The organism is Janthinobacterium rivuli (assembly GCF_009208735.1).
In the GTDB taxonomy this organism is placed as follows: Bacteria; Pseudomonadota; Gammaproteobacteria; order Burkholderiales; family Burkholderiaceae_D; genus Janthinobacterium.
In genome coordinates this window covers 93982-118237 of record NZ_WFLJ01000009.1, presented here as the reverse complement: position 1 = coordinate 118237, position 24256 = coordinate 93982, and the positions used below count along the sequence as shown (strand labels likewise).

At 64.6% G+C, this 24256-nt stretch carries 19 protein-coding genes; 13 read left to right on the top strand and 6 right to left on the bottom strand.

Annotated features, from left to right (window positions below):
- Positions 1–2: 2 nt before the first annotated feature.
- Positions 3–719 carry a PhaM family polyhydroxyalkanoate granule multifunctional regulatory protein gene (locus tag GCN78_RS13680; RefSeq protein WP_152252212.1) on the bottom strand — a complete coding sequence of 239 codons (717 nt, stop codon included), beginning with the start codon at positions 717–719 and terminating at the stop codon, positions 3–5.
- A 149-nt stretch (positions 720–868) separates the two neighbouring features.
- Here GCN78_RS13680 and GCN78_RS13675 point away from each other — a divergent pair, with 149 nt between their 5' ends.
- From GCN78_RS13675 to GCN78_RS13640, 8 genes are all read left to right on the top strand, one after another.
- Positions 869–1987: a DUF3108 domain-containing protein gene (locus tag GCN78_RS13675; protein WP_226939629.1), complete on the top strand. Its 1119-nt coding sequence runs from the start codon at positions 869–871 to the stop codon at positions 1985–1987.
- 3 nt (positions 1988–1990) lie between these two features.
- Positions 1991–2752 (top strand): DUF3108 domain-containing protein, encoded by a 762-nt coding sequence (locus tag GCN78_RS13670; protein ID WP_152252211.1) that lies wholly within the window; start codon positions 1991–1993, stop codon positions 2750–2752.
- A gap of 223 nt (positions 2753–2975) precedes the next feature.
- Entirely contained in the window at positions 2976–4346 is a 1371-nt protein-coding gene (locus GCN78_RS13665) for a hypothetical protein (RefSeq protein ID WP_092608970.1), read from the top strand.
- Complete coding sequence (locus tag GCN78_RS13660) at positions 4339–5085, top strand: hypothetical protein (RefSeq protein WP_152252210.1); 747 nt, start codon at positions 4339–4341, stop codon at positions 5083–5085. Before GCN78_RS13665 ends, GCN78_RS13660 begins: the two co-directional genes overlap by 8 nt.
- Positions 5086–5093: 8 nt before the next feature.
- On the top strand, positions 5094–7925 hold the full coding sequence (locus GCN78_RS13655; RefSeq protein ID WP_152252209.1) for an ATP-binding protein: 2832 nt from the start codon (positions 5094–5096) through the stop codon (positions 7923–7925).
- 5 nt (positions 7926–7930) lie between these two features.
- Positions 7931–8929: a DUF4424 family protein gene (locus tag GCN78_RS13650; RefSeq protein ID WP_193316729.1), complete on the top strand. Its 999-nt coding sequence runs from the start codon at positions 7931–7933 to the stop codon at positions 8927–8929.
- 4 nt (positions 8930–8933) lie between these two features.
- Positions 8934–9512, top strand: coding sequence for a nucleotidyltransferase family protein (locus GCN78_RS13645; RefSeq protein WP_193316728.1), 579 nt, complete (start codon positions 8934–8936; stop codon positions 9510–9512).
- An 87-nt stretch (positions 9513–9599) separates the two neighbouring features.
- Positions 9600–10409, top strand: coding sequence for a hypothetical protein (locus GCN78_RS13640; RefSeq protein ID WP_152252207.1), 810 nt, complete (start codon positions 9600–9602; stop codon positions 10407–10409).
- A 6-nt stretch (positions 10410–10415) separates the two neighbouring features.
- Here the strand turns inward: GCN78_RS13640 and GCN78_RS13635 are convergent, their stop codons facing one another.
- Complete coding sequence (locus GCN78_RS13635; protein ID WP_152252206.1) at positions 10416–10934, bottom strand: hypothetical protein; 519 nt, start codon at positions 10932–10934, stop codon at positions 10416–10418.
- 209 nt (positions 10935–11143) lie between these two features.
- On the opposite strand from GCN78_RS13635, the gene GCN78_RS29340 reads away from it, so the two are divergent.
- Together GCN78_RS29340 and GCN78_RS13630 are read left to right on the top strand one after the other, a co-directional pair.
- Positions 11144–11296, top strand: coding sequence for a hypothetical protein (locus tag GCN78_RS29340; RefSeq protein ID WP_180277129.1), 153 nt, complete (start codon positions 11144–11146; stop codon positions 11294–11296).
- A 24-nt stretch (positions 11297–11320) separates the two neighbouring features.
- Entirely contained in the window at positions 11321–11560 is a 240-nt protein-coding gene (locus GCN78_RS13630; RefSeq protein WP_152252205.1) for a hypothetical protein, read from the top strand.
- 74 nt (positions 11561–11634) lie between these two features.
- Here GCN78_RS13630 and GCN78_RS13625 read toward each other — a convergent pair whose 3' ends face one another.
- Complete coding sequence (locus tag GCN78_RS13625; RefSeq protein WP_152252204.1) at positions 11635–16062, bottom strand: translocation/assembly module TamB domain-containing protein; 4428 nt, start codon at positions 16060–16062, stop codon at positions 11635–11637.
- On the bottom strand, positions 16062–17951 hold the full coding sequence (locus GCN78_RS13620; protein WP_152252203.1) for an autotransporter assembly complex protein TamA: 1890 nt from the start codon (positions 17949–17951) through the stop codon (positions 16062–16064). Before GCN78_RS13620 ends, GCN78_RS13625 begins: the two co-directional genes overlap by 1 nt.
- A 221-nt stretch (positions 17952–18172) precedes the next feature.
- Here GCN78_RS13620 and queC point away from each other — a divergent pair, with 221 nt between their 5' ends.
- Both queC and GCN78_RS13610 read left to right on the top strand, forming a co-directional pair.
- Positions 18173–18886, top strand: coding sequence for a 7-cyano-7-deazaguanine synthase QueC (gene queC / locus GCN78_RS13615; RefSeq protein WP_101483693.1), 714 nt, complete (start codon positions 18173–18175; stop codon positions 18884–18886).
- Between the two features lie 78 nt (positions 18887–18964).
- Positions 18965–19870, top strand: a complete 906-nt coding sequence (locus tag GCN78_RS13610) for a sterol desaturase family protein (RefSeq protein ID WP_152252202.1) — start codon at positions 18965–18967, stop codon at positions 19868–19870.
- On the opposite strand, the gene GCN78_RS13605 is transcribed toward GCN78_RS13610, so the two are convergent.
- The gene (locus GCN78_RS13605) at positions 19854–20597 is read right to left on the bottom strand and encodes a helix-turn-helix transcriptional regulator (protein ID WP_152252201.1); all 744 of its coding nucleotides are present in this window, start codon (positions 20595–20597) and stop codon (positions 19854–19856) included. The two genes, GCN78_RS13610 and GCN78_RS13605, sit on opposite strands and share 17 nt — an antisense overlap.
- Positions 20598–20796: 199 nt before the next feature.
- Between GCN78_RS13605 and GCN78_RS13600 the strand changes: the two genes are divergently transcribed.
- Positions 20797–23835: a sensor domain-containing diguanylate cyclase gene (locus GCN78_RS13600; RefSeq protein WP_226939628.1), complete on the top strand. Its 3039-nt coding sequence runs from the start codon at positions 20797–20799 to the stop codon at positions 23833–23835.
- Here the strand turns inward: GCN78_RS13600 and GCN78_RS13595 are convergent, their stop codons facing one another.
- Positions 23836–24210: a hypothetical protein gene (locus tag GCN78_RS13595; protein WP_152252200.1), complete on the bottom strand. Its 375-nt coding sequence runs from the start codon at positions 24208–24210 to the stop codon at positions 23836–23838. It lies immediately after the preceding gene.
- Positions 24211–24256 lie beyond the last annotated feature (46 nt).

Sequence of the window (24256 nt, the reverse complement as noted above, 5' to 3'; positions counted from 1 at the left end):
TATCAGGCCTTGCCTGGTGCTTTAGCCTTGGGCGCTGCGCGTTTCGCGGGCGCCTTGCGCAGCGGGGCCTTGGCCTTGGCTGCCGTGCCTGCCTCGGCAGGTTTGGCGGGCTTGCTGGCCGCTGGCTTGGCTTTGCCTGCGCTGCCAAAGCTGGCCGCTGCCGCGCTGGCAGCGTCGGGCGACATGGCCGTCGACACGGCTTGCTTGAACTGATCTTGTAATAAATTCCACCAGGCACTTGGATTGGCCAGCTGGGCCGCCGCCTGGCCGCCGGCATCGGCGGGCGCCGCCGCGGCCGGTTCCGGCGCAGGTGCAGGCGCCGGTTTCGGTTCAGGCGCTGGCGCCGCAGGTGTGGCATGCTGGAAAAACGCGGAAGCGTAGGGCACGGATTCAAACACGGATTTCTCGCTGGCGCCCGGTTGCGTGATGGCCGCCGCCAGTGACGCACCCATCGATTTCAGGGTGGCGATGGTGCCGCGCTGCACTTCCAAGGCCTGGATACTGCCGCGCAGCATGCTGGTATTGAGGTTCAGCCAGGCTTCGACGGCTTTCAAGTCGCTGATTTTCTTGTCCAGCTCTTCCACCGACATGGTGGGCGCCGTGATGCCAGGCATGCCCATGCCGGGCACGCTCATGCTGCCCCACAGGTTTTTGACGAAGTCGAGCGTATCGGTCACAACTGCTGCGCCCGGTATTTGGGGCATTTGCGGGTTTGCCATGCGAAATCTCCTGGTAGGTGGATGTGCCTAGCGTAGCAGATATCAGCTTGCAACTGACGCAAAGCCGCCAACATTTTCTTACATAAAACAGCGGGAGTTGAGCACGGGCAAGAAGCGGGAAGCACGGTGAAAGCGTTACACTACGGCCTATGATGCCTGACTCCTTCTTTTCGCCACCGCGCCGCCGCACCGTCGTCTTTGTCGCGGTCATCGGCGTACTGCATTACGTGGCGCTGGAATGGCTCACCTCGCATGCCAGCATGGTGCCGCTGGGGCGGAATCATGCGCAGGTGGTCAGCATGGCCTTGATCGCCGAGCCGCCCAGGCCCCTGCCGGTGCTGCCGCCACCGCCGCCGCCCGAGCTTCCCATGCCCAAGCCCAGGCCGCCGCCACCGCCGCCACCGACGGAACTGGCGTCGAGCGAAACGCCCCAGTTGACGGCGCCTGCCAGCGACCTGCCGCAAGGCCCGGCCACGACCGAACCGGCCGCGATGGCGGCCCCGGCCATCACGGCGCCGGCGCCCGCCGTGGCGGCCGCGCCCGCGCCGGCCAGCGCGCCGCCGCCAGCGCCCGTCGAGCAGGCGCGGCACTACAAGACGAATGTGCCCGCCTCGGCCCAGTTCGACCTGCACGTGGACCGGCGCGATGCGGACGGTACCAAGTGGCAGGGTGTGGCCGCGATGGCGTGGGACAACCGGGGCGACATCTACCAGCTGAAGCTGGAAGTGGGCTTGAGCATGCTGATCACGCGCATCAACCTGCTGGTGCTGACCAGCGAGGGCCAGATCGATGGCAGCGGCATCGTGCCCGTCACGGCCACGGAGAAACGCAAGGGCCGCGCGCAAACGGCCACGCATTTCAACCGCGACGCCAAGGCCATCACGTTTTCGGCCACGACGGCCACCGTGCCATGGCAGGAGGGGGCGCAGGACAAGGCCACCGTGCCATTCCAGCTGGCCGCCATCGGCCGCGCCGACGTCAACCAGCTGGCGGGCAATATCGACATTCTCGTCGGCGAGGAAAAGGAAGCGACCGTGTTCCGCTTCCAGCTGGTGGGCGAGGAAGAACTGGATACCAAGATGGGCCGCCTGGTGACCTGGCATCTGCGCCGGCCGCCGAAGCCCGGCACGTATTCGTCGCAGCTCGATATCTGGCTGGCGCCGTCCATGCAATGGTATCCGGTACAAATACGCAATACCGAAGCGAACGGGGCGCTGACCACGCAAACCGTGACCAAGATCTCCGTAAATGACTCAACAGGAAAATAAACAATGACTTTGACTACTTTGAAACGCGTCCTGGCTGCCAGCCTGCTGGCTGCCACCCTGACGCCCGCCATGGCGGCGGACGAGCCGGTGGACCATCCCGTCATCAAGCGCCCGTACAAGCTGGCGCCGTCGGCCGACCTCGTCTATTCGATCAAGGCGAAGCAGCGCGGCATTGCGCTGTCCGGCGAATCGGTCAGCAACTGGCGCGCCGGCGATGGCAAGTACTCGCTGCTGGCCGAAACCAAGGCCGCGCTGTTCGGCAAGATCCTCGAGCAGCGCAGCGAAGGCGCGGTCGACGATTACGGCCTGGCACCGGCGCAGTTCGTGGAAAAACGCTTCCGCAAGGAAGCGGCCACGACCACATTCAAGCGCGACAGCAAGAGTATCGTCTTCAGCGAAGGCGATGACAGCTATCCGCTGAAAGGCGGCGAGCAGGACCGCAACAGCACCGTCTGGCAACTGGTCAGCGTGGCGCGCGCCGCCCCCGAGAAATTCACGCCCGGTTCGGAATGGAGCTTCTTCGTGGCCGGCCGCCACGACGCCGAGCCGTGGAACTTCAAGGTCGTCAAGGAGGACAAGATTGTCACGGGCATGGGAGAGGTCGCCGCCATCCACCTGGTCAAGGCGCCGCCGCCGGATAAGAAGGGCCAGCAAGTGGACCTGTGGCTGGCGCCGTCGCTGGAATGGTATCCCGTGAAGGTGACGTTCGCCGATGAAGACGGTGATTACGTCGAGCAAACCTTGCAGAAGATCATTAAAAAGTAAGTGCCCGCCAATGTGCCGGGCCAGGCATGCAGGGTTTGGCGCTCTGTTTTGCCATCCTGGCCCGGCACGGCGCCGCCGCCGTGTTGCGCCGCGTCCGCAGCGCCCCCTCCCGCACGCTAAATTGCATGTCAGAACTGATATACTGACGCCCCCGCCCCGCAGCGCAGCGTTAGCCCGCTGCGCCGCCCGCTGAACACTCATCCGGAAAAGAATGATTGATATAATGGCAAGTGCAGCCGTGGCTACGGATGCAAATCAGACAGAGCAAGAGCATCACGATTCCTTGCAGGCGCATTTCCAGCCCAATATTTCGGCCGATGAAATCGAGCAGGTGTTTCACTTGAAGCGGGCGCAGCCCTTGCTGCAAGTGTTCACGGCTCTGTTCCATGGCGGTTTCGATGGCGTGCTGGTGCGGCTGCTGGTGTTGCGCGAGCTGGCGTCCGATGCGGCCACGTCCGCCTACACGCGCGCCGATATCAACACGAAACTGGCGTATCTGTTGCCGGAAAGCCTGGAAACGGTCTTGCTGCGCCTGCGCTCGAACCAGTTGCTGGCCTGGGATGCGCAGCAGGGCGTGTACCGTGTCACGCCCATGGCGCGCAATGTGCTGTCCGCCATCGACAGCTTGCTGGGCCTGGGGCAAACGGAAGACGAAGCGGAAATGGGTTTCCTGCTGTCGCAGGTGGCCGGGGCGCAAGCCGTGGGCGGCGTGTCGGTCGAGCAACTCCAGCATTTGCTGGGCCGCCTGGTGGACTTGACGGAAGAATTCTCCGACGCCATCGCGTCCGGTTCGGAATTTCGCCTGCGCACGGCGCAAGCGAAGTGGAACATGGCGTGCGACTGGGTCGAGAAGGGTTCCGAGATTCTCGTGGCCATCACGTCCGATGAAAACGCGGACAGCGCCACGCACAAGGCGGCGCAGGCGATCGGCCGCGCGCAAAGTAAATTGCTGAACATGCAAGGCATGTTTTCGCGTGCCCTGAACCAGATCGAGCGCCAGCGCGTGCACCTGGGCCAGTCGGGCCTGTCGACCACCGACATCAAGCGCTGGCTCTTGCTGCATGACGACCTGGCCAGCCTGGCCGAGGGCGCCATCGACCAGCCCGTCGTGCCGCTGTTTTCCACGCCGGCCGAGATGATCGACGTGGCGGAAACGGAACTGCTGTCCGAACGGGCGGCAGGCGTCATCAACACGGGCCTGCCCAGCGGAGAGGATGCGCCCACCACCATCAGCGACGGACCCGCCATGCAGCTTGAACTCGATGACTTGCTCGAACGCCTGTCGAACTTCGCCAGCCTGGGCAACTTCCCCAGCATCGGCGAAGAGGGGCCGAAGAGCGTACCCGTGCAGGATTCCCTCCTGCCGGCCAGCTTTGCCGTGGCGTCCTACCGCGCCTCGATGCTGCCGCTGCTCGGCGACGTGTCCGAAGCGAGCTTGCAGGGATCCACGGCCGAACTGGCCCGTCTGCCGATCACCTTTACACCGACCGACGAGATGGTCCAACTGACCGACCCCCACGTGGCGGCCATGTCGATCGCCTCGCTTTCACTGAATGTTTCACTTGATTTAGATAGCGGCACTGCCGATGAATGACGATTCCCAAATCCTGATTGCGCGCCTGCTCACGCATCAAACCCTGCGCCGCGACGACAAGCTGGTCAAGCGCGTGCTGTCCGACGAGCTGTTCCGCGCCGAGATCGATGCGCGCCTGCTGGCCTGCGGCTTGAAACTGCTCGACAACGTATATGCCGACCATGTGACCCTGGCCCTGACGCGCACCATCGAGCCGAAGATCTTCGGCGCGCGCGACGTCTGGCAAAACAACAATTTCGGTTTGGCGCGCGATGGCGTGGCCTTGCTGGTGGTGCTGTGGGCGCAGATCATCCTGCCCAAGCGCGAACGCCAGGAAACGCACCAGCACGCCGATGACGATCAAAATGATATGTTTGGCACGGAAAAACCGCTGCCGCGCGCGGAAGACGCGTCGATCGGCATTTCCTACAAGGCGCTGCTGTCGGACTTCGGCGACAAGCTGGGCAAGAAGACGCGCATGGACATGAATCTGGGCACCCTGGCCAAGCTGGGCTTCATCGAGCGGCGCGGCGACGTCATCCTGGAAGGCCCGCTGCTGGATCTGATGATGGACACGGATGTCTTGAAAGAACGCATCATCAACGGCGCCCTGGCCGACGTGTTCAAGCGCGCGCCGGCGCGCCTGGTGGCCGTCAGCGGCGATACGCTGCTCGACGCCGACCTGGCGGACGACCTGTCCGCCGACATCGGCGACCTGCCTGACGCGGGCGACGAGCCCGCGTCCGACCTTCCTCACTGAAAGCGCCCATGTTTCATATCAAATCACTTGAACTGGTGCACTGGGATTACTGGCAGCGCATCAAGAATATTCCGCTCGACGCGAAGATCATCACCATCGCGGGGCAGAACGGCTCGGGCAAGACGACCTTGCTCGACGCCTTGCGCACCCTGTTCGGCCTCGATTGCTCGATGGGGCGCACCTATAAACACTATGCGCGCCACTCGGGCCAGCAGACGGCCTGGCTGCGCGCCGTGGTCGACAACAAGAACGTGGGCAAGCAGCTGTCGAACCGGCCGTTCCGCAGTTCCGGCTTCTTCAGCGACGATGAAGTGACCCTGTTTTGCCAGATCCAGAAAAATGGCGGCGACTGGAAGCGCCAGTATCTGATGCGTCCGGGCAATGTACAGATCGAGGACATCACGGACGCCAACGACTGGCTCGGCGTGGAAAACTACCGCAAGCGCCTGGCCAATGCGGGCCTGTCGCCCGCCATGTCGAAAGTGCTGGCGCTGGAGCAGGGCGAGACGGACAAATTGTGCGAATACGCGCCGCGCCAGCTGCTCGACCTGGTGTTCCAGGTGTTCGGCGACAAGGAAGTGCTGGACGCCTACGACGAAGCCAAGCGCCATCAGCGCGACACGGAAGTGGAGCTGAAACGCTTCGAGACGGAGCTGGAAGCGTCGAAGACCAACCTGGAAGGCTTGCGCCTGCGCGTGGCCAATTACCACCAGTGGGAAGGGCTGCATAAGGAACGCCGCAATCTGCTGGAAGAAGTGCTGCCCAGCTTGCAGTACCACGAGGCGCGCGAAAAAGCGGCCATCGCCAGCCGGCAATTGCGCGATGCGCGCAAACCGATGGCGCAGGCCGACCAGCAACTGACGGATAAACGCAATGCGCTGGCCGCGCAGGCGAAGGCCCTGTCCGACGCGCAAATGAACGAGACCTTGCTGGAGCAGGAATCGATCGGCTTGCAGAGCCGTTTGTCCTTGATCAATGCGAAACTGAAACCGCTGGACAGCTTGCTGGAACAGAAGGATCGCCTGCACAAGCTGGCTGCCGATTCGGGCAGCGATATCGCCGAAGTGGCGGCGCAGCTGGAACAGAAGGAAGCGCAATTGCTGCAGCAGCGCCAGCAGCGCGACGCCCTGTCGGCGCGCATCGCGGCCGAGCAGGCGACGATTGCCGCGCTGCAAGGCAAGACGGCCATGCCGGAGCCGGACAATGTGCGCGGCATGCGCCGCGCGCTGCGCGACGCGGGGATTTCCCACGCCATGCTGTCGGACATCGTCGAAGTGACGGACAGCCGCTGGCAGGGCGCCGTCGAAGGCGTGCTGGGCGGCTACGCTTCGGTGGTGTTGCTCGACAAGGCCAAGGATGCGGCGGCCGCCTATCGCCTGGCCGAGAAGGAACGCTATCGCCACTTCATCGTGCCCGAGCTGGTCACGGCGCCAGTGGCGAAAGACGAGAGCCTGCTGGCCGTGGTGAAATTCTCCGCGCCCGTCCCAAGCTGGCTGATCGAGCAACTGTCGCGTATCGCGCGTGTCGATTCCGTGGAAGCGGGTTTTAAACTGGGCAACCACGAAGAGTGGATCACGCCCGAGGCGTATCACCGCGAACGCCGCGGCGGGCGCTCGCTGTTCGTGGAAGCGTCGCGCTACCGCTTCGGCCAGGCTGGCCGCAGCGGTCGCCTGGAAGCGCTGCTGCGCTCCCTCCCGGGCCTGGAAGGCCAGGAAGACACCCTGACCCTGGCGATCTCGAAGCTGGCGGCCGAAGTGGGCGCCTTGAAAGCGCGCATCGCCGGCGTCGACGCGGCCAAGGAACTCAGCGCCCGCCAGGAAGAATTCGCCGAAGCGCTGCGCAACTCGAAGCCGCTGAAGGAAGAGCGCCTGGAAGTGGGCGGGCGCCTGGGCGAGTTGCAAAATCTCACCAAGAACGCCACCGTGGCGCGCACGCGCGCCGATACGGTCTGGCAAAACGCCCGCCTGGCCCTGTCCGAGGCGGAAGCGGGAGCGCGCCTGGGCTACAAGAAGCAGATTGAACAGCGCGCCGAGCATGCGCGCGCCTTGCTGGCCCTGCGCCATGCGTGGCGCCACCTGCCGAAAAGCTGGCGCCGTCCCGCGCGCCGCGCGGCGCTCGTCGCCGAGCACCAGAATGCGCACCAGGTCGACCTGCGCGTGGCCAGCCTGCAAAACAGCCTGGCGCGCGACGACTGGGAACTCGACGCCACCGTCATCGACCAGCATCACCGCCTGTCGGACCAGTTGCATGGCCGCCAGTCGGAAACGGACGAGCGCCGCTACCAGAACAACCGCGCCATCGAAGCGACGGGCAATGCGCGCGGCGCCTACATGGAGCGCTTGCGCTACACCATCAAGACCTACAGCAAGAACATCAAGGAGCTGGGCGAACTGGCCGGCATCGAAGTGCATGCCGACCCCGTGCGCCTGGAAAACGACGACGTGCAGCTGTCGCAGGCGGGCTTGCACGTGCGCTTCAAGTTCGACGGCAAGGGCGTCATCGGCATGAACGATGGCGAAGCGTCGGGCGGCCAGCAGGTGATGAAGTCGCTGGTGCTGCTGATCGGCCTGCTGAAATCGGAAGACGGTTCCGGCGGCTTCGTCTTCATCGACGAACCGTTTGCCCACCTCGACATCCGCAACATTCAATTGGTGGGCGAGTTCCTGAAAAACACGGAAGCGCAATACCTGATGACGACGCCGCTGACGCACAACACGGATGTCTACGATCCATCGGAGCTGACCTTGATCACCAGTAAGAAGAAAAAGGATACCCAATGGGCGCAACCGATTTTCGTGCTGCAACGCCGCGTCGATCCCGTCTCGGGCAAGGCGGCGTGATGGTCGTGCGCAAGCTTGTTCTGGCCGCAGCCTTGGCGCTGGCGTGTTCGGCGCCGGCCGTGGCCAACGACGGCATCGGTTCCGTGAGCGCGGGCGGCATCCTGTTCGGCAAGACGGATGCCGTGGCCATGAAAAAGGAAGTGCTCAGCGTGAGCGCGGAATTGATCAAGGTCGAGTACGAGTTCCTCAACGAATCGAAAACGGACGTGGAAGAGACGATCTTCTTCCCCTTGCCCGAATACTCGTCCGGTTATCACGGCTCGCCCACGTATTACGGCCAGCCGCAGCAGTTTACCGTCGACGTGGATGGCAAACGCAAGGAGTATCAAACCACCTTCGTCGCCAAGCTCGACGCCAAAGATGTGACGGCCCGGCTGCGCCAGCTGGGCCTGTCGGACGCGCAAATCGCGTATTTCCCCTCGCATACGCCGTTCGACAAGAAAGTGGCGCCGCTGACGGCCGCGCAGAGCAAGATCATGATCCGCGAAGGCTTGCTGGCCCAGCTGTACGACGAGGAATGGGTACCGGCCTGGACCGTGAAAGTCATCTACCTGTGGCAGCAGAAGTTCCCCGCCGGTAAAGTCGTGCGCGTGCGCCATCAATATGCGCCATTCGTCGCGGCCGGTCCGGGCGCGTCCTACCTGGGTGACGGTAACGAGTTCGAAAAGAAATACTGCGGCGACAAGGCCTTCTACAAGACGTGGAACCGCCTGGCGGCCAAACAGGGCGAAAGCGGCTTCGTCAATGCCGTATGGGTGTCGTACATTTTGACGACCGGTAACACCTGGAAGAATGGCATCGAAGACTTCACCTTGAACCTCATCAAGGGCAAGCCGGACGAGCTGGTCAGCCTGTGCTTCCCCGGCACGTTCACCAAAATCAATCCCACCACCTTGCAAGTCAAGCTGCGCAACTTCCATCCGAAGCAGGATCTGGATGTGTACTTCGGCAATGTCGAAGGCACGGTCAGCCACGACGGCGTGGCGCCGCAGATCCGGCCATAGCCGCATGCGCACGCAGGAAGCGCTGGCCGCGCGCCTGCGCGCCATCGCCCGCGCCACGCCATGGTGCATGCAGGCCTTGCATGCCGTGGCGCAGCTGGGCTTGCCCCACTGCTGCATCGGCGCCGGCGCCGTGCGCAACCTCGTGTGGGATGCCTTGCACGGCTACGCGCAGCCGTCCGCATTGAGTGATATCGACGTCGCGTATTTCGATGCGCACGATTTACATCCCCAGCGCGAGGCGGAACTGCGCCAGCGCCTGGAAACGGTGCTGCCCGGCGTGCCGTGGGAAGTGTGCAACCAGGCCAGGGTGCACCTGTGGTTCGAAGACGCGTTCGGCTATGCCGTGCCGCCCTTGCGCTCGCTCGATGACGCCATCGCTTCCTGGCCCGAGTTTGCCACGGCCGTCGGCATCTATCTGCGGTCCGATGGCGAGATCGGCATCGTCGCGCCGCATGGTCTCGATGACCTGTTCGGCATGGTGGTGCGGCGCAACCCGGCGCGCATCAGCGAAGACGGCTATGCGCAGCGCCTGGCCGATAAACGCTATGCGGCGCGCTGGCCGCGCGTCACCATCATCGCCTAGGTAGGTGTGGTGTAAAACATAATTAAATGCACTGTGGATACAGATTGCCTATAATTGCCAATTTTCCAATAGTGTTTTCCTGATCCCATGTCCCTGTCGATTTCCATGCCGTTGCGCCGCCTCGGCCGGCTGTTCTGCCTTTCCTCCGCTCTCGTGGCGCCCGCCGCCTGGGCTGACAGTTATACCGATTTCCAGCAAGCCAGCGGCCAGCTGGAAGCGCTGATGGCCAAGGCCACGCTGCAAAGCGGCTTGCCGCGCCTCGGTGACCCTGAAGTGGCAGCGTTGATTGCCCAGATTACCGACGCGCCGGGCCTGTTCCGGGCGCCCGTTGCGGCGTTGCAGGACATCAACCCGAGCGTGGCCCTGTGCGAGCGGGCAACCAACATCGGCAAGGCGTATTACACGTTTGGCAGCGAGCGGCCGCTGCCGCTGTCCGGCGCCGAATTGCAGCAGGCGCGCAATGACCAGGTAACGCAGAACCTGGCCAATTATGGCGATGAGATGAGTACTTTTTTTGCCTTTGGCATGCATTGCCATGCGCACTTGATTGGCTTGATGGAGCAGGAATTCAGCAGCCAGCCGCTGCAGGTAGTGAGCAGCACGGAGCGCATGCGCGCCCGCGCCTTCAGCAAGGGCTCGACCACCTTGTATGTCGGCGTGGTGCAGTTCGTGCAAGTGCCGTTCTGGACCGTGGCGCAAAAGAAGCGGATGCTGGAAGCGGCGGCGCAGTACGCGACACCGAATGTCGCGCTGATGGCGCCGCCGTTGCGCGAGCGTTTGCTGGGCAGCCTGGCTGATGCGGACAAGGACCTCGATCCGGCCCTGGCGCCGGCGCTGGCGACGATACGCCAGGCGCTGACGGTGACGACCTGTACCGGCCTGTGCCAGTACTACTGACTTGGCTTACTCTGCGGCTTCCAAGGGTTTGTTGCGCTGGCGCCAGCGCACCAGGCCCCACGCATACACGGCGTAGTAGCCGATGACGAGGCCGTAGGCGGCCATCGTCAGCGGGCTTTGGCCGAACGGCGGCGGCGGGACGGGCACGTCCAGGCGCGTGTTCAGGTAGATTTCCATGCCGCGGTACAGCAAGCGGGCGATGAACAGCATCGTGATGGCCAGGCCCAGGTAGCGGTGCTGGGTAAAGAAGAAATTCTTGCCGACCTGTTCGAAGCGCGTCAGCTTCAAGCCCAGCACGCCCAGCCAGCCACCGGCCAGCGCCGCCGCGCCCAGGCTGGACAGGGGCAGGACCTCGAATTTCGTCGTCGTCGCCAAAAACAGCAGCAGCGCGGGCAAGGCGACCGCCACGCTCCAGTGCCGCCACAGCTGCGACTTCTGGCGCGCCACCAGTTTCTTCAGGCGCGAATAGATGCGCCAGACCAGCAGCGGGACCAGTAACAGCAGGGCGAGGGTGGTGGTTTCCATGTAGGCAATCGGGTACGGGTAAAACAGCGATTGTAAGCCAGATGGGGGCGGGCGGCGATGCTTGTCAAACGGTAAAAGTTGCTTGTTGACATTTACATGCCATGCAAGCACTATGCCTTGTCACGCCATGCCGCCGGCCGGCAGGCAAATAAGGGCAGCGGCGGGCATCTCGTGGTATGGTCTTCTTTTGTCCGCAGGGGAGGTCCGCCATGTCAGTCATCCATGCCCACCGCGCGCCCGATCCGGCGCCTGTCGATGAACCCATGCCGGTGCCGGAGCCGCAAGAAGCGCCCGGGCACCATCCGGGGCCCGTGCATCCGGTGCCGCAGGACGATCCCGTGCCGCACCCGCATCCCAGTTAATCTCGTCAAGAAAGGCTGTTTTAGATGGCAATTGTCAAGGAAGTCTACACACGCAAAGTCAGCGGAGAATCGTTCGACTATGAACTCGATTACACCCAGGGCACGGACGTGGCCTGGATTGCGCGCGTGTACCACGACGGCGTGCTGAAAGGCTCGCCGCACGGCGCGCTGACGGCCAACGTGCTGTCCGGCCCCGCGCTGGAACAATATCTGCGCGCGTATGTCGAAGGCATGATCGAGCGGGGGCTCGACATGGCCGAGTAAGCTCGCCTTCGCGACAGGGCAAAGAAAAAGGGCGCCGAGGCGCCCTTTGTTGTTTCTTGCATTTCAACGTCTGATTAGTCGAACGCCCACGTGTACAACACGTCCAGGGCATTGTTCGTGCCGGTCTGGAATTGCAGGGTGATGCGGCGGTTCAGCTTGTAGCGCAGCTTGACCAGGCTCGTCGCCGTGCTCGTGCCCTGCTCGAACGTCAGGTAGGCGCGCGAGGAGAGGCGCTTGCCGACGGTGACGACCGTGCTTTCCAGCCCCTGCGCCTGCGACAGTCCCACTTCATCGAGGCCCAGCGAATTGGCCAGCTTGCCCTGCAAGCCGCCGCCCGAGCCGCCGAAGAGGGCGCCCGCGGCCGTCGTCAGGAGGGCCATTTCATCGCCGGCCGCCGTTTCCGCGCCGTGGCCCAGGATCAGCCAGGCCAGCTTGTCGCTGTCCGACACGCTCGGCGTGGAGACCAGCTTGGCCGTCGGCGCCTGCGCCGTGCCGCGCACTTCCACGCCCGCTTCGACGTTCGTTTCCGACAAGGCTTCGCCTTCGGGACGCTTGCGCACGGCCAGGATGTTCAGCGACGGGTTGTCGTAAGCGCCCGTGAAGGCGATCAGGCCCCGCTCGATGGCCAGCTTTTGCCCATACGCCGCATACAGGCCGTTGACGACGCGGATGCTGCCCGTCACGCGCGGCGCGGCGCGGTTGATGACGCGGGCGCGCACATTACCCGCCAAGTCCGCGTCCAGGCCCATGCCGCGCAGGTGGAAGTTATTGCCCAGGTCAAATTCCAGGTCGATATTCAGGGGCAGCGACGGCGCTTCCTTGCTGCCCTTGACTTCCTTGCCCAGCACCACCACGTCGCTGCTTTGCGTCGGGGTATCCTGCGGCGCCAGTTCGATCAGCGCGCGGTTGGCCTTGAATTTGCCCTCGAAGCTGAAACGCTTGTCGTTGCGCACCAGGGTGCTGTTGCCCGACAGGATCAAGGTGCGGTCGGGACGCGACAGCGCCTGCAGGCGGTCGGCCAGCAGTTTCAGTTCCAGGCTCGCCTCGCCATTCGCAAAGCGTACCCAGCCATCTGCCTGCACCTTGCCATCGCCGCCGTCAAAGCTCAGGCGCTGCAATTGCAATTGATCGCCGGCCAGCTTGGCTTGCAGCACGCCATTGCGCAACTTCAAGCCCTGGTCGGCCCAGTTCACCAGCAGCTTGCTGCCGTTGATGTCGCCATTCAATTGCGGCGCGCCGATGGTGCCGCTGCCGGACAAGGCCACTTTCAGGGCGCCGCCCAGCTCCAGGCCCGGCTGGCCCGTCAGCGGCGCCAGCCACGCCAGTGTATCGATATTGGTGGTGCCCGTCAGCGAGAGCGCGCTGTCGTTGCTGATGCGCCCGCCCAACATTTGCACGGTGGCATTGATGTCGCTCTGGCCCGCGCGCGCGCCATCGAGTTTCACGGCCAGGCGCAGTTGCTGGTTGGCCACGTCGATGCGCGCATCGAAGGTGCGCAGTCCCAGCGCCAGCGGTTGTTCCACGCCCACCGTCACGTCGCCTTTTTCGCGGTAGACGTGCAGCATGCCGGCCAAAGAGGGATCTTTCTGCTTGGCCGTCGGCACCTGCATGTCGAGCGCCCATTGCGCGCCCAGCGTGAGGTCGCTGCGCGCATTGGCTTGCAGCGAGGGAATCACTTGCGCCAGGTACGTCAGCGCCACGCCGGCCGCCTGGCCGGAACTGGTCCAGCGGGGACCGTTCTTGACGAGGCTTTGCATGGTGATGCTGCCAGCTGGCAATTTGATGACGGTGTTGCCCACGCTGATCTGTTCCGGCTGGCCCAGGCCCGCCACGCCATTGCCGGCCGGGCCCGCCACTTTCACGGCCACGGGCGCTTGCAGCACCAGCGCATAGCGTCCCTTGTTTTGCAGGCTGTCGATGCTGCCCGTCCAGCTGGCGCCGCTCTGGCTGCCGCGGATGTGCACGCTGGCGTCGAAATCGTCATTGCGCGCCGCCAGGTTCACCGTATGGCTGCCGCGCGTGCCAGAGGTACTCAGGCGGGCGCTGCCCAGTTTGAAGGTGGGCGTGCTGTAGCCCGTGATGTCCAGGCTGCTGACCATGGGGTCGAGCGCGCCTTGGCCGGCGCCCACGCTGGCGCTGCCTTTGATGGATTTCAATTGCTGGTCGCCAAAGAAGGTCAAATCTTTGCCATCGAGCGTCAGTTGCGCGGCGGGCGCGTCCATCTTGCCGCTGACGGAGCCGGCCGCCTGCAGCACGCCGGCAAAGCGGGGACCCAGGGTCGACAGTTGCGGCGCATCGAGTTTCCACGTCAGCTTGTCGGTGGCGCCGCCCAGCGCGCCCTTGGCCAGCAGGCTGTTCGGTCCCAGGCGCAGTTCCGCATCGACGCTGTCAACGCGCTTCGCGTTGGCCGACAGTTTGGCGTAGCCGGCCAGCGGCGCGTTTTGCAGGGTCGATTCGCGCAAGGCCAGGTTGAGGGCCACCTGCCAGTCGCTCGTCAATCGTCCGCTGCCGTTGAAATCCGCGTTGACGTTGCCGTTAGGTAGTGATGCGCCAAAGGCGGCCGGGTTGATCTTTTGCAAGGAACCCGTCATTTTCAGTTCCGCTGCCTGCTTCGGTCCCGTCAAGCCCACATCGCCGCTGGCGTGGATGGCGCTGTCCGGCGCGGGGCGCTTGCCGCTGGTGAGGCCCAGCCCTTTCGCATCGGCAACAAACGTCGTGCGCGGCTGCTGCAGGGTGCCTTGCACCACGCCGCTGGCCAGCACGCTGCCCAGCAAGTCGCCCTGCAGCGCGGACAGCTGGCGCGCATCGACGTTCCAGTTGAGTTTTTCGCCGGCGCCGCCAAAGTTGCCCTTGGCGGTCACGTTGTTTTTGCCCAGCGCCAATTGCACGTCGATGCCGCTGAAATGGGCCGCATCGGCCGTCAGCTTGCCCTTGCCCGACAGGGGCTGGTCGAGCAGCTTGCTGGGGCGCACGGTGAAGTCCGCATTCGCCAGCCATGTCGGCGCCACATGACCGTTGGCGCGCACGTCGAGGTTCAGGTCGGCCACGGGGAAGGCGCCGAAGTCGGCGGGATTGAGACGGCTGGTGCTGGCCACGGCCTTGAACGGTTGTTCATCCTTCAGGCTGATCTGGCCCGTCGCGTTGACGCTGCTTTTGCCTGCTTGCAAGGTCGCCTTGCGCAATTGCACGAGGGAATCGGCAAGCGTCGCTTCCACGTCCAGGCGCAGCTTGGCTTCGCCCAGTTTGGCGCGCAGGGTTTGCGTCTTGCCATCGCTGTCGAGCACGATATCGCCGACGATCTTGGTGCTGTTGATGCTGCTGTAGATGTGCTGCAAGTCGATCTTGTCTGTGTGCAAGGTCAGCTGCGCATTGCCGATGGGCGCGTCTGCCGCGTCGCGGTTGAGCTTGCCACTGCCCGTGAATTTGCCCGCGTTGCCGAAGTCGATGATGGCCGACTCCAGGGTCGTGGCCGTCAGGGTGCCGCCCAATCTCGCCTCGAACTGGCGCAGCGGCAGCTTTTGCTGGTCGATGGGGCCCGGCGTGGCGTGGTTGACGATGGCCAGCTTGCCCGACACGGTTTGCGCGTTGGGCCGGGTGTCGATGGCCGCGTCGAGTTCCAGGCTCAGGTCCGCCTGCGGCAGGGTCGCGTCGAATTTGCCCGGATTGATGTTGCGGCCACGGATGCTGGCCGAGCGCAGGATGATGACGGGGTCGAATGGCGCCAGCGCCAGCTGGGCGTCGGCCGTGGCCGCGCCCGCATTGCCCTTGGCCGTCACGTTCAGCACGTTCAAGTCGCCGCCCAGCTGCAGAGCCAAGGCGGCCGGTTTTTCGCCGGCGGCAGGGTTGAGCTGCGTCAAGCCGGCTTTGCCGCTCAGCTTGAACGGCTGCGTGGCGGCGATCGTTGCGCTGGCCGTGGCCTGGCCGAACGGCGTCTGCGCCGAGGCGTCTTCCAGCTGCCATTGCGACTTGTCGCCCGACAAGGTGAAACGGATCTTTTCAAACACCATGTTGCCGCCCGCGCTCACCAGGGTGACCTTGTCCAGGCGCGCGTCGGCAATGCCGATCTTGAACGGCGAAGCGAGGCTGGCCGGCATGGTCGACGGTTCCTCGGACGGCGCCGTGCTTTCCACGGACAGGCTGGCCACGTGCAGTTCGCTGATGGCGATGCCTTCCGAGAAGAACTGGAACGGCGACCAGTTGATGTCGATGTTGTCGGCCGTGATGTACTGCGTCTTGCTGCGGTAGCTGACGTGGCCCAGGTGCATGCGGTTGTACAGCGAGCCGGACACGCCCGACACGGCGATCTCGCCGCCGCTGGCGCTGGCCACTTTTTGCACCAGCATTTGCAGGGTCGATTCGCGGCCCAGGAACCAGAAGGCGCCGCCCAGCAGCACGGCCAGGCTGGCGACGGCGATCAGCACATTGCGGGGCCAGCGGCGCGCCTTTTTCGCCGGCGGTGGCGGCGCGGCGCCGTTGGGGGACTCGGTAGTAAGATCGGACATCAGAAAGTGAATCCCAGAGAGAAGTGCAAACGGTAAGCTTGGACGGCGTGGCCATACGCCACGTCGACATTGATGGGGCCGACGGGGCTCTTGTAGCGCCCGCCCAGGCCGTAGCCCGATTTCGGCGTCATGGCCGCTTTGACGGTGTCGGCCGCGTTGCCGGCGTCATAGAAGGCGGCAATGGCCCACTTCGGCTTGAACCAGTACTGGTATTCGGCGCTGCCGGTGAGCATGTAGCGCCCGCCGACGGTGGCGTCGCCTTCCTTGACGCCCAGTTCCTGGTAGCCATAGCCGCGCACGGACTGGTCGCCACCCGCGCGGAACAGGTAGACGGCCGGTACGCCGCGTTTTTCTTTCGAGCCCAGCGCGCCCATTTCGCCGCGCACGATCAGTTCGCCTTTTTCACCGAGCGGACGATAATACACGGCCTTGCCGGCCACGCGCACGAAGCGCTCGTCCGTCAGCACGGGCAGCAGGGCGCCGCCCACCTGGGCGTTGATGACATAGCCCTTGGTGGGAAACAGCAGGCTGTCGAGGCTGCGCTTGGTGATGGCATAGGTCAGCGGCAAGCTCTTGCTGCGCGTCTGTTCCAGGCCGACGACCGTCTTGTCTTCGCTGAGGAACTCGAACGTCAGGCTGCGTTCGAGGTTGGTGCCGCCCCAGTTGCGCTTGGCCGAGATGGTGGTGACGGCCGTGATTTCGTTGGAAATGTCGCTGCGCTCGAACGAGGCGCCCGCGCTGTCGTTGTAGCCGCGTTCGGTCGTTGGAAAGTAAAAATTGGCGTGCGCCGCCTGTTTCTTCGTTTCCATGGTGATCGCGCTCTTGAAGCGCGTGCCCCATACGTTCAGGTTGTCATAGTTGAGCTGGGCGCGGTTACCCGTATTCGTACTGAAACCGAGACCGGCGCTGACGTTCTGCTGCTTGTTTTCCGTTACGCGCACCACCAGCGGCAGCAGCGGCGCGGGGCCGCGGTTGGCGGGCTTGGCGTCAGGAGCGGCCTCGGCTTGCTGGCTTTCCTGGCCCGCTTCGATCTGTTCGCTGAGTATGCTGCTCATGTCGGCGCTCACTTCCACGCTGGCAAAGTAGCCCGTGTCCTGCAGGCGCGCCTGGAACGATTGCAGCGCCGATTCGCTGTAGTACTCGCCCGGGCGTATCTTGTCGAGGTTGCGGATGATGCTGGCATCGTAGCGCTTCAAGCCTTCGATGCGTAGTTCGCCGAAGCGCAGCTCGGGGCCGCTGTCGAGCACTACCAGCAAGGACACCTTGTGCGTTTCCGGGTCGACCACGGCTTGCGTATCGACCAGTTGGGCGCGCGGGTAGCGCGTCTGCACCACTTCGCGCAGCAGGGCGCGCTTGGCCGCTTCCCAGTCGGACTGGCGAAACACGCTGCCCGTCTTCAGCGACCAGCTGCGCTTCAGGGCGTCCGTATCGTAGGGTTCGCTGGCGGCCAGCGGCGGCGTGGGGTCGAAGCCGCGCAATTCCAGCTCGACCTTGTCGATGGTGACCGGCTGGCCCGGGTCGAGGTCGACGATGACGACGGGTTTGGCGCCCGTCGTGTCGACGCGCACCGTGACGACGGGCGTGTAATAGCCGGCCGTGGCGACGAGGTTCCTGGCTTGCTCGGGCGTATCGCGCACGAGGCGCTGCAATTGCTCGCGGTCCATGCGCGGGTTGCCGCGGAAGCGTTCCAGGTCCAGGTTCTTTTCGAGCAACTCATCGAGGTCGCCGGGCGCGTTGACCTTGACCTCGTACTGCAGCGGGATGGGCGCCGCTTCCGTGGCGCTGGCGCTTTCTGGAGCGGCATCTTGCGTGACCTCCTGGGCGCCGGCATGGGCGATGGGAAACAGCCAGATGGCACCGCCGGCGGCCGCCAGTGTCAGTTGACCCATTACTTTTGTCACTACTTGTGCCAAAATTCGTGGTCGTATCGCCTTGCCGGCAACCGTATGCCGTATGGGTCGTGCAGAAAACATGGTGCTCCAGATGAGTAAATGCTGACTGCATGTTACCGGAATAGGTAAACTGATGGCGGACGAATAAGTATTTTTTGCATGGGGAATCTCGTTTCCCCGCGCACTATTGGACAGAATAAAACTCAAAGAAAGAAATTATGCTAGCAACGGACTCCGCACTGGTGCTCTTTAGCGGTGGACAAGATTCCACCACCTGCCTGGCCTGGGCCTTGAAACACTATAGCCGCGTGGAAACCATCGGCTTCGACTATGGCCAGCGCCATGCGATCGAACTGACCGTGCGTCCCGGCGTGCTGGAACAGATGCGCCAGCAGTCGCCCGAGTGGGACAGCCGCCTGGGCCAGGATCACATGATCGACCTGTCCCTGATTTCCGCCATTTCCGACACGGCCATGACGCAGAACGTCGAGATCGTGATGCAGGAAAACGGCTTGCCGAACACCTTCGTGCCTGGACGTAACTTGCTGTTCATGACGGTGGCCGCCACCGTGGCCTACCGCCGCGGCTTGACGGTGCTCGTCGGCGGCATGTGCGAGACGGATTTCTCCGGCTACCCGGATTGCCGCGATGACACGATGAAGGCCCTGCAAGTGGCCCTGAACCTGGGCATGAATACGCGATTGAAACTGGAAACGCCGCTGATGTGGCTGGACAAGGCGCAAAGCTGGGACCTGGCGGAAGACCTGGGCGGCCAGCCGCTGGTCGATCTGATCCGCAGCGGTACGCACACCTGCTATCTGGGCGAGCGGGGCGAGCTGCACGACTGGGGCTATGGCTGCGGCACGTGCCCGGCCTGCGCCCTGCGCGCCAACGGCTACCAGCAATACGCCGCGCGCAAGGCCCTGAAATAAGCAGTTTGCGCCGTTTCTTCAAGCGGCGGGGAGAGGGACAAGGCCATGCTGTGGTTTTTGCCACAGGAGCGTCTTGCCATGAAATCCCTCTTTGCCGCGCTGTACGGCCCCGTGTTCTGGGCCGGCTTCATCGGCGCCGCCAGTTACCTGATCGCCGCGTGCCACGCTTCTCTCTGGGTCTTGCCGCCCTTGCTGCTGCTGGCCCTGCTCACTTCCTTCTTTGCCGAACGCTATCTGCCGTATGACGGCGCGTGGAACGACGGGCACGGCGACGGCTGGCGCGACATTGTGCATGCGCTCGTCAACGAGGCGCTGCACCTGCTGGGCCTGGCCGCCTTCCCCTTGCTGGCCGGATACCTGGCGCTGGGGCCGTTCTGGCCGGTCCAGCTGCCGTTCTGGGTGCAGCTGGCGCTGGCGATCGTCATCGCCGATTGCGGCATCACGCTCGTGCATTACCTGAGCCACCGTTCTTACTTGCTATGGAAACTGCATGCCGTGCACCACAGCGTGCAGCGCCTGTATGGTTTGAATGGCTGGATGAAACACCCTTTGCACCTGCTGCTGGAAGCGGCAGGCGGCATGCTGCCCTTGCTGCTGCTGGGTATCCCGGAGCCAATCATGGCCGTGCTGGCGTTTGCCGTGGCGATCCAGCTGTTGCTGCAGCACGCGAATGTCGACATGCGCATGGGGCCGCTGCGTCACGTGTTTGCCTGGGCGCCATTGCACCGTTTTCACCACATGAAATACGGCACGGCCGGCGACGTGAATTTCGGCCTGTTTTTTACCTGCTGGGATCGCTTGCTGGGCACCGCCTTCGACGCGCCGGGCTACCGCATGCGGGGCGAGGACCTGGGCATCGGCAGCCGACCCGACTACCCGGTGGCTTACCTGCCGCAACTGATCGAACCGTTACGCGCGGAAGAGGGCGTGCGCGCGCCCGCATTGCCGGCGGACTTGCGTAAAGCCATCAATCGAGCAGCTTGACGTCGAGCCGGCGCAAGCTGCGGTCGGCGCGCACGCCGAACAGGCTGCGCATGGTGCGCGAAAAATGCGCGGCATCGGCAAAGCCGGCGCTGTGGGCCGCCTGCGTCAGGGTACTGTCGAGCACAATGAAACGGATGGCCAGGCGCAAGCGGCGCCACAGCACCAGGCGCCGCACGGGCAGACCCAGTTGGGCGCTGAACAGGCGTTCCAGCTGGCTCAACGACACATGCGCGGCCTCGGCCACGGCGGTCGCGCTGACCTTGCCTGACAGCAGCGCGTCGACCTTGTCCAGCGCCCGCCGCAAGCGGGGATCGGGCAGCTGCTGGCGCGGCTGCGCCTGCAGTGCGGCGGACAGGCTGTCCAGGCTGGGTGCGCCTGCGCTGGCGGCCGCCGCCAGCAGGGCCGCCCCGCTCAGCCGCTGCGGTTCCGCATAGATGGTCAGCAGGGGCGCAGGCGCGCTCAGGATGGCGTGCGGGCGCAGGCTATCGACCAGCAAATGCCGCGCCGTGTGGACGATGCCGTCGAGCTCGGCCGTGAAGGGCGCCCCGGTGCTCAGCATCAGCTGGTGCGCGTAATGGGCGTGGCTATCCGTGGCGCCTGCCGCGCCATGCAAGATGGCGAAGTCCGGCGCCAGCCAGAGCGTTCCCTGCCAGCTATCCTGCTGCAAATGCGCCTCCTGCGTGGTGGATGGCGGGCGATCATACCAGCCGCCGCGGATAGTTTTCATGGCATCGAATTTTCCGGGAGTACGTATCATTGCATTGACGAAATATGTGATTTTTTCAATACAATATTCGGCATTGCAAGGGCGCCCGCTGTAACGTACTATCATTCTCATCGACTACCGAAGGTAGTCGTGCAGCCCGCCGCCAGCCATGTTGCTGGCCGTGTAGCGGTTTGATGTCCGTTCTGCCTGTCAGTCTGTCATGCCTACACGCGCGTCTTCGTCATGGTTTGCCCGGCCAGTGTCGCACTGGATGGGAGGGCGCGCATTGGCCGCGCTGGTGCTGGCGCTGTGCCTGGGATTGACGTATGGCGCCTGGCGCAATGCCCACGACGCCATCGAACAGCAGGTGCAGGCCGATTTCGATTTCCGCGTGCGCGAACTGGTGGGCAACATCGTCGGCCGCATGCAGACCTATATCCAGGTGCTGCACGGGGTGCAGGGACTGTATGCCAGTTCGCAGGAAGTCACGCGCCGCGAATTCCATACCTATCTGGCGGTGCAGCAGGTGGACCGCCACTTTCCCGGCATTCACGGCATCGGCTACCTGCCGCTGTTGTCCGGCGCCGCCCTGGCGCGGCACGAGGCCGGCGTGCGCGCGGAAGGCTATCCCGGCTATGCCGTGCGTCCTTCCGGTCAGCGCGCCTGGCATGCGCCCATCACCTATCTGGAACCTTTAAACGATAGCAACCTGCTGGCCTTCGGTTACGACATCGCGTCCGAACCCGTGCGCCGCGCCGCGCTCGAACAGGCGCGCGACACGGGCGAAGCCGCCATGACGGGCAAGATCCGCCTGGTGCAGGATGGCGACAGCGCCCAGGCGTATGGCTTCCTGATCGTGCTGCCCGTGTATGAAAGTGGTGTGCCGCATGCCAGCGTGGAGCAGCGGCGCGCCGCCTTGCGCGCCTGGGTATTTGCGCCATTTCGCATGGGCGACCTGATGGCGGGCGTGGGCGGCGAGGGCGCGCGCCAGCTGGACCTGGAAATCTATGATGGCGCGCAGCTGGCCGAACCGGCCCTGATGTATGACAGCTTGCCAGGCGCCTTGTCGTCTGCCGCCTCGGGCAGCCTGCTGTCGCGGCAAGCCATCACCATCGCCGGCCATGCCTGGACCTTGCGCGTGCGCGCCATGCCCGGTTTTGACGGCGAACTGCTGGCGCGGCCCCGCCTGGTGGTCTGGACCGGTTTGCTGGCCAGCATCGTGCTGGCGCTGGCGGCCTGGCTGCTGGCGGTGGGCCGCGCCCGCGCCCAGGCGTCGCTGGCGCGCTCGAGCGAGCTGACCGCTCAGCTGGAGCAGGGGCAGGCGAGCGTGCTGGCGATGGCCGAAGCGGCGCAGCGCAGCCAGGCCATGCTGCGCAGCATCCTCGATTCGACCATCGACGGCATTCTGGTCGACAATATCGATGGCCGCATCTTCACGTCGAACCGGCGTTTCCGCGACCTGTGGCAAGTGCCCGACGCGCTCGACTGGCAAGCCGATGGCGCGGCGCTGGTGCGCCATGTGGAAAGCCAGCTGGAGCAGGCGGCGCCGTTCCTCGGGGCACGCCTCCACGCGCCGCATGGCCACCGCGAGCGGCGCGACGTGCTGCACCTGCGCGATGGACGGGTGGTCGAGCAATATGTGCGCAGCATGCAGCTGGGCAATGAGCAGGCGCGCTTGTGGACCTTCCGCGATATCAGCGAGCGCAGCCAGATGGAGCGGCGCGAGCACACGCGGCGGCAAGTGCTGGAAATGCTGGCCACGGGCGCGCCGCTGGAGCGTGTGCTGGAAAGCGTGGTGCTGAGCGTGCAAGCCGACCATCCCGCCATGCTGTGCAGCATCTTGCTGCTCGATGAAAGCCGCCACCGTCTGGTGCTGGGCGCGGCGCCGAGCTTGCCCGCGTTTTTCAACCTGTCCAGCCATGGCCATGACCTCGATACCCTGCAGGGCGTGCATGGCATCGCCGCGCAAGCCGTGCGCGACGGCCAGCGCGTGGTCGTCCCCGACCTGCATGCGGATGCGCGGGAAACGATGGAACTGGCGTGCCAGGCCCAGCTGCAATCGTGCTGGGCCGAGCCCGTGCGTGGCGGCTCGGGCAAGCTGCTGGGCGTGCTGATGGCGTATCACCGCCAGCCTGCGCTGCCCAGCGCGGCGCATCTGGCACGGCTGAGCGAGGCGGCGCACCTGGCCGGCATGGCCATCGAGCAGGCGCAGGTGGCGCTGGCCCTGCGCGCCGGCGAAGCGCGTTTCCGCAGCCTGTACGACCATGCGCCCGTGGCCCTGTGGGAACAGGACTGGTCGGCCGTGCGCGCCGCGCTCGACGCTCTCGAGCAAGCGGGCGTGCGCGACCTGGGCGCCCACTTTCAGGCCAATCCGGACGCGCTGCAGCGGCTGGCGGGGCTGGTGCGCATCATCGATGCGAACGGCGCCGCGCTGGCGCAGGTGCGCGCCAACGAGGACGACCAGCGCCGCGGCGCGCTGAGCCTGGCACAGAATTTCGACGACAGCGCCTTGCCCCGCTTCGGCGATGCGCTGCTGGCGCTCGCTGGCGGCGCCCACCTGTACGAGTGCGAAAGCAGCTTCGTGCGTCTCGATGGCGCGGCGCGGCAAAATGAGCTGAGCCTGCTGGTGATGCCCGGCCATGCGGACAGCCTGGATTTCGTCATGGTGTCCTCGCTCGATATCACCGAGCGCAAGCGCATGAATGCGGAACTGCTGCAGCTGGCCACCACGGATTTCCTCACCGGCTTGCCGAACCGGCGTCACTTCATGGTGTCGCTGGAAAACGAGCATGCCCGCTTGCAGCGCGAACTGGCCAGTTGCGCCAGCGTATTGATGCTCGACATCGATCACTTCAAGCGCGTCAATGACGAGTATGGCCACGCCGTGGGCGATGCCGTGCTGCGCCACCTGGGCGCGCTGATGTGCCAGGCGCTGCGCAAGGTCGACGTGCCGGGCCGCGTGGGCGGCGAGGAATTCGCCATCCTGTTGCCGGGCACGGACCTGGCCGCGGCGGCCGTGTTTGCCGAACGGCTGCGCCGGCGCGTGGCGGAAAGCGCACTGACCACCGATGGCGGCATTGTGATCACCGTCACGGTGAGCATCGGCATGGCCGCCATGGCCGGCACCGATGCCGATTGCGACGCCGTGCTGGCGCGCGCCGATGAGGCGCTGTACCGGGCCAAGCGGGGCGGACGCAACCGCATCGAACAGAATGGTGGCGGCGGCGACGGCGTGCTCAGCAAGTTCATGGCGCAGTGATTACAGGTTGTGCTGACGCGCTTGCGCCTGCTTGCGGTTGCGGCTGACGATCAGCCAGACGATGGCGACGGGAATCAGCAGCGGCAGCAGCACGGGCGTGCTCAAGGCCAGCGCCAGCACCACGCAGAAGGCCACCACGGCGATCAGCACCACGCCCACGCCGGCCAGCACGACTCCCGTGATGACGGCGGCGCACACCAGCGCAATGGCGGCGATCAGCAAGCCGCCGCCGGCAAACACCAGGCCGAACAGCCATTCCAGCGGACCGTCGACATCGTCGCCGTTGAATTGCATGTGCATGTCGCTGCCGCTGATCTTGTCGAGGAACAGGCAGGCGAGCATGACGATGAGGACGAAGGTGAGCAATTTTTTCATGGTAAGCCTCGGTGTGTGGGGAATCGGGTGTTGCATGCTCACACTC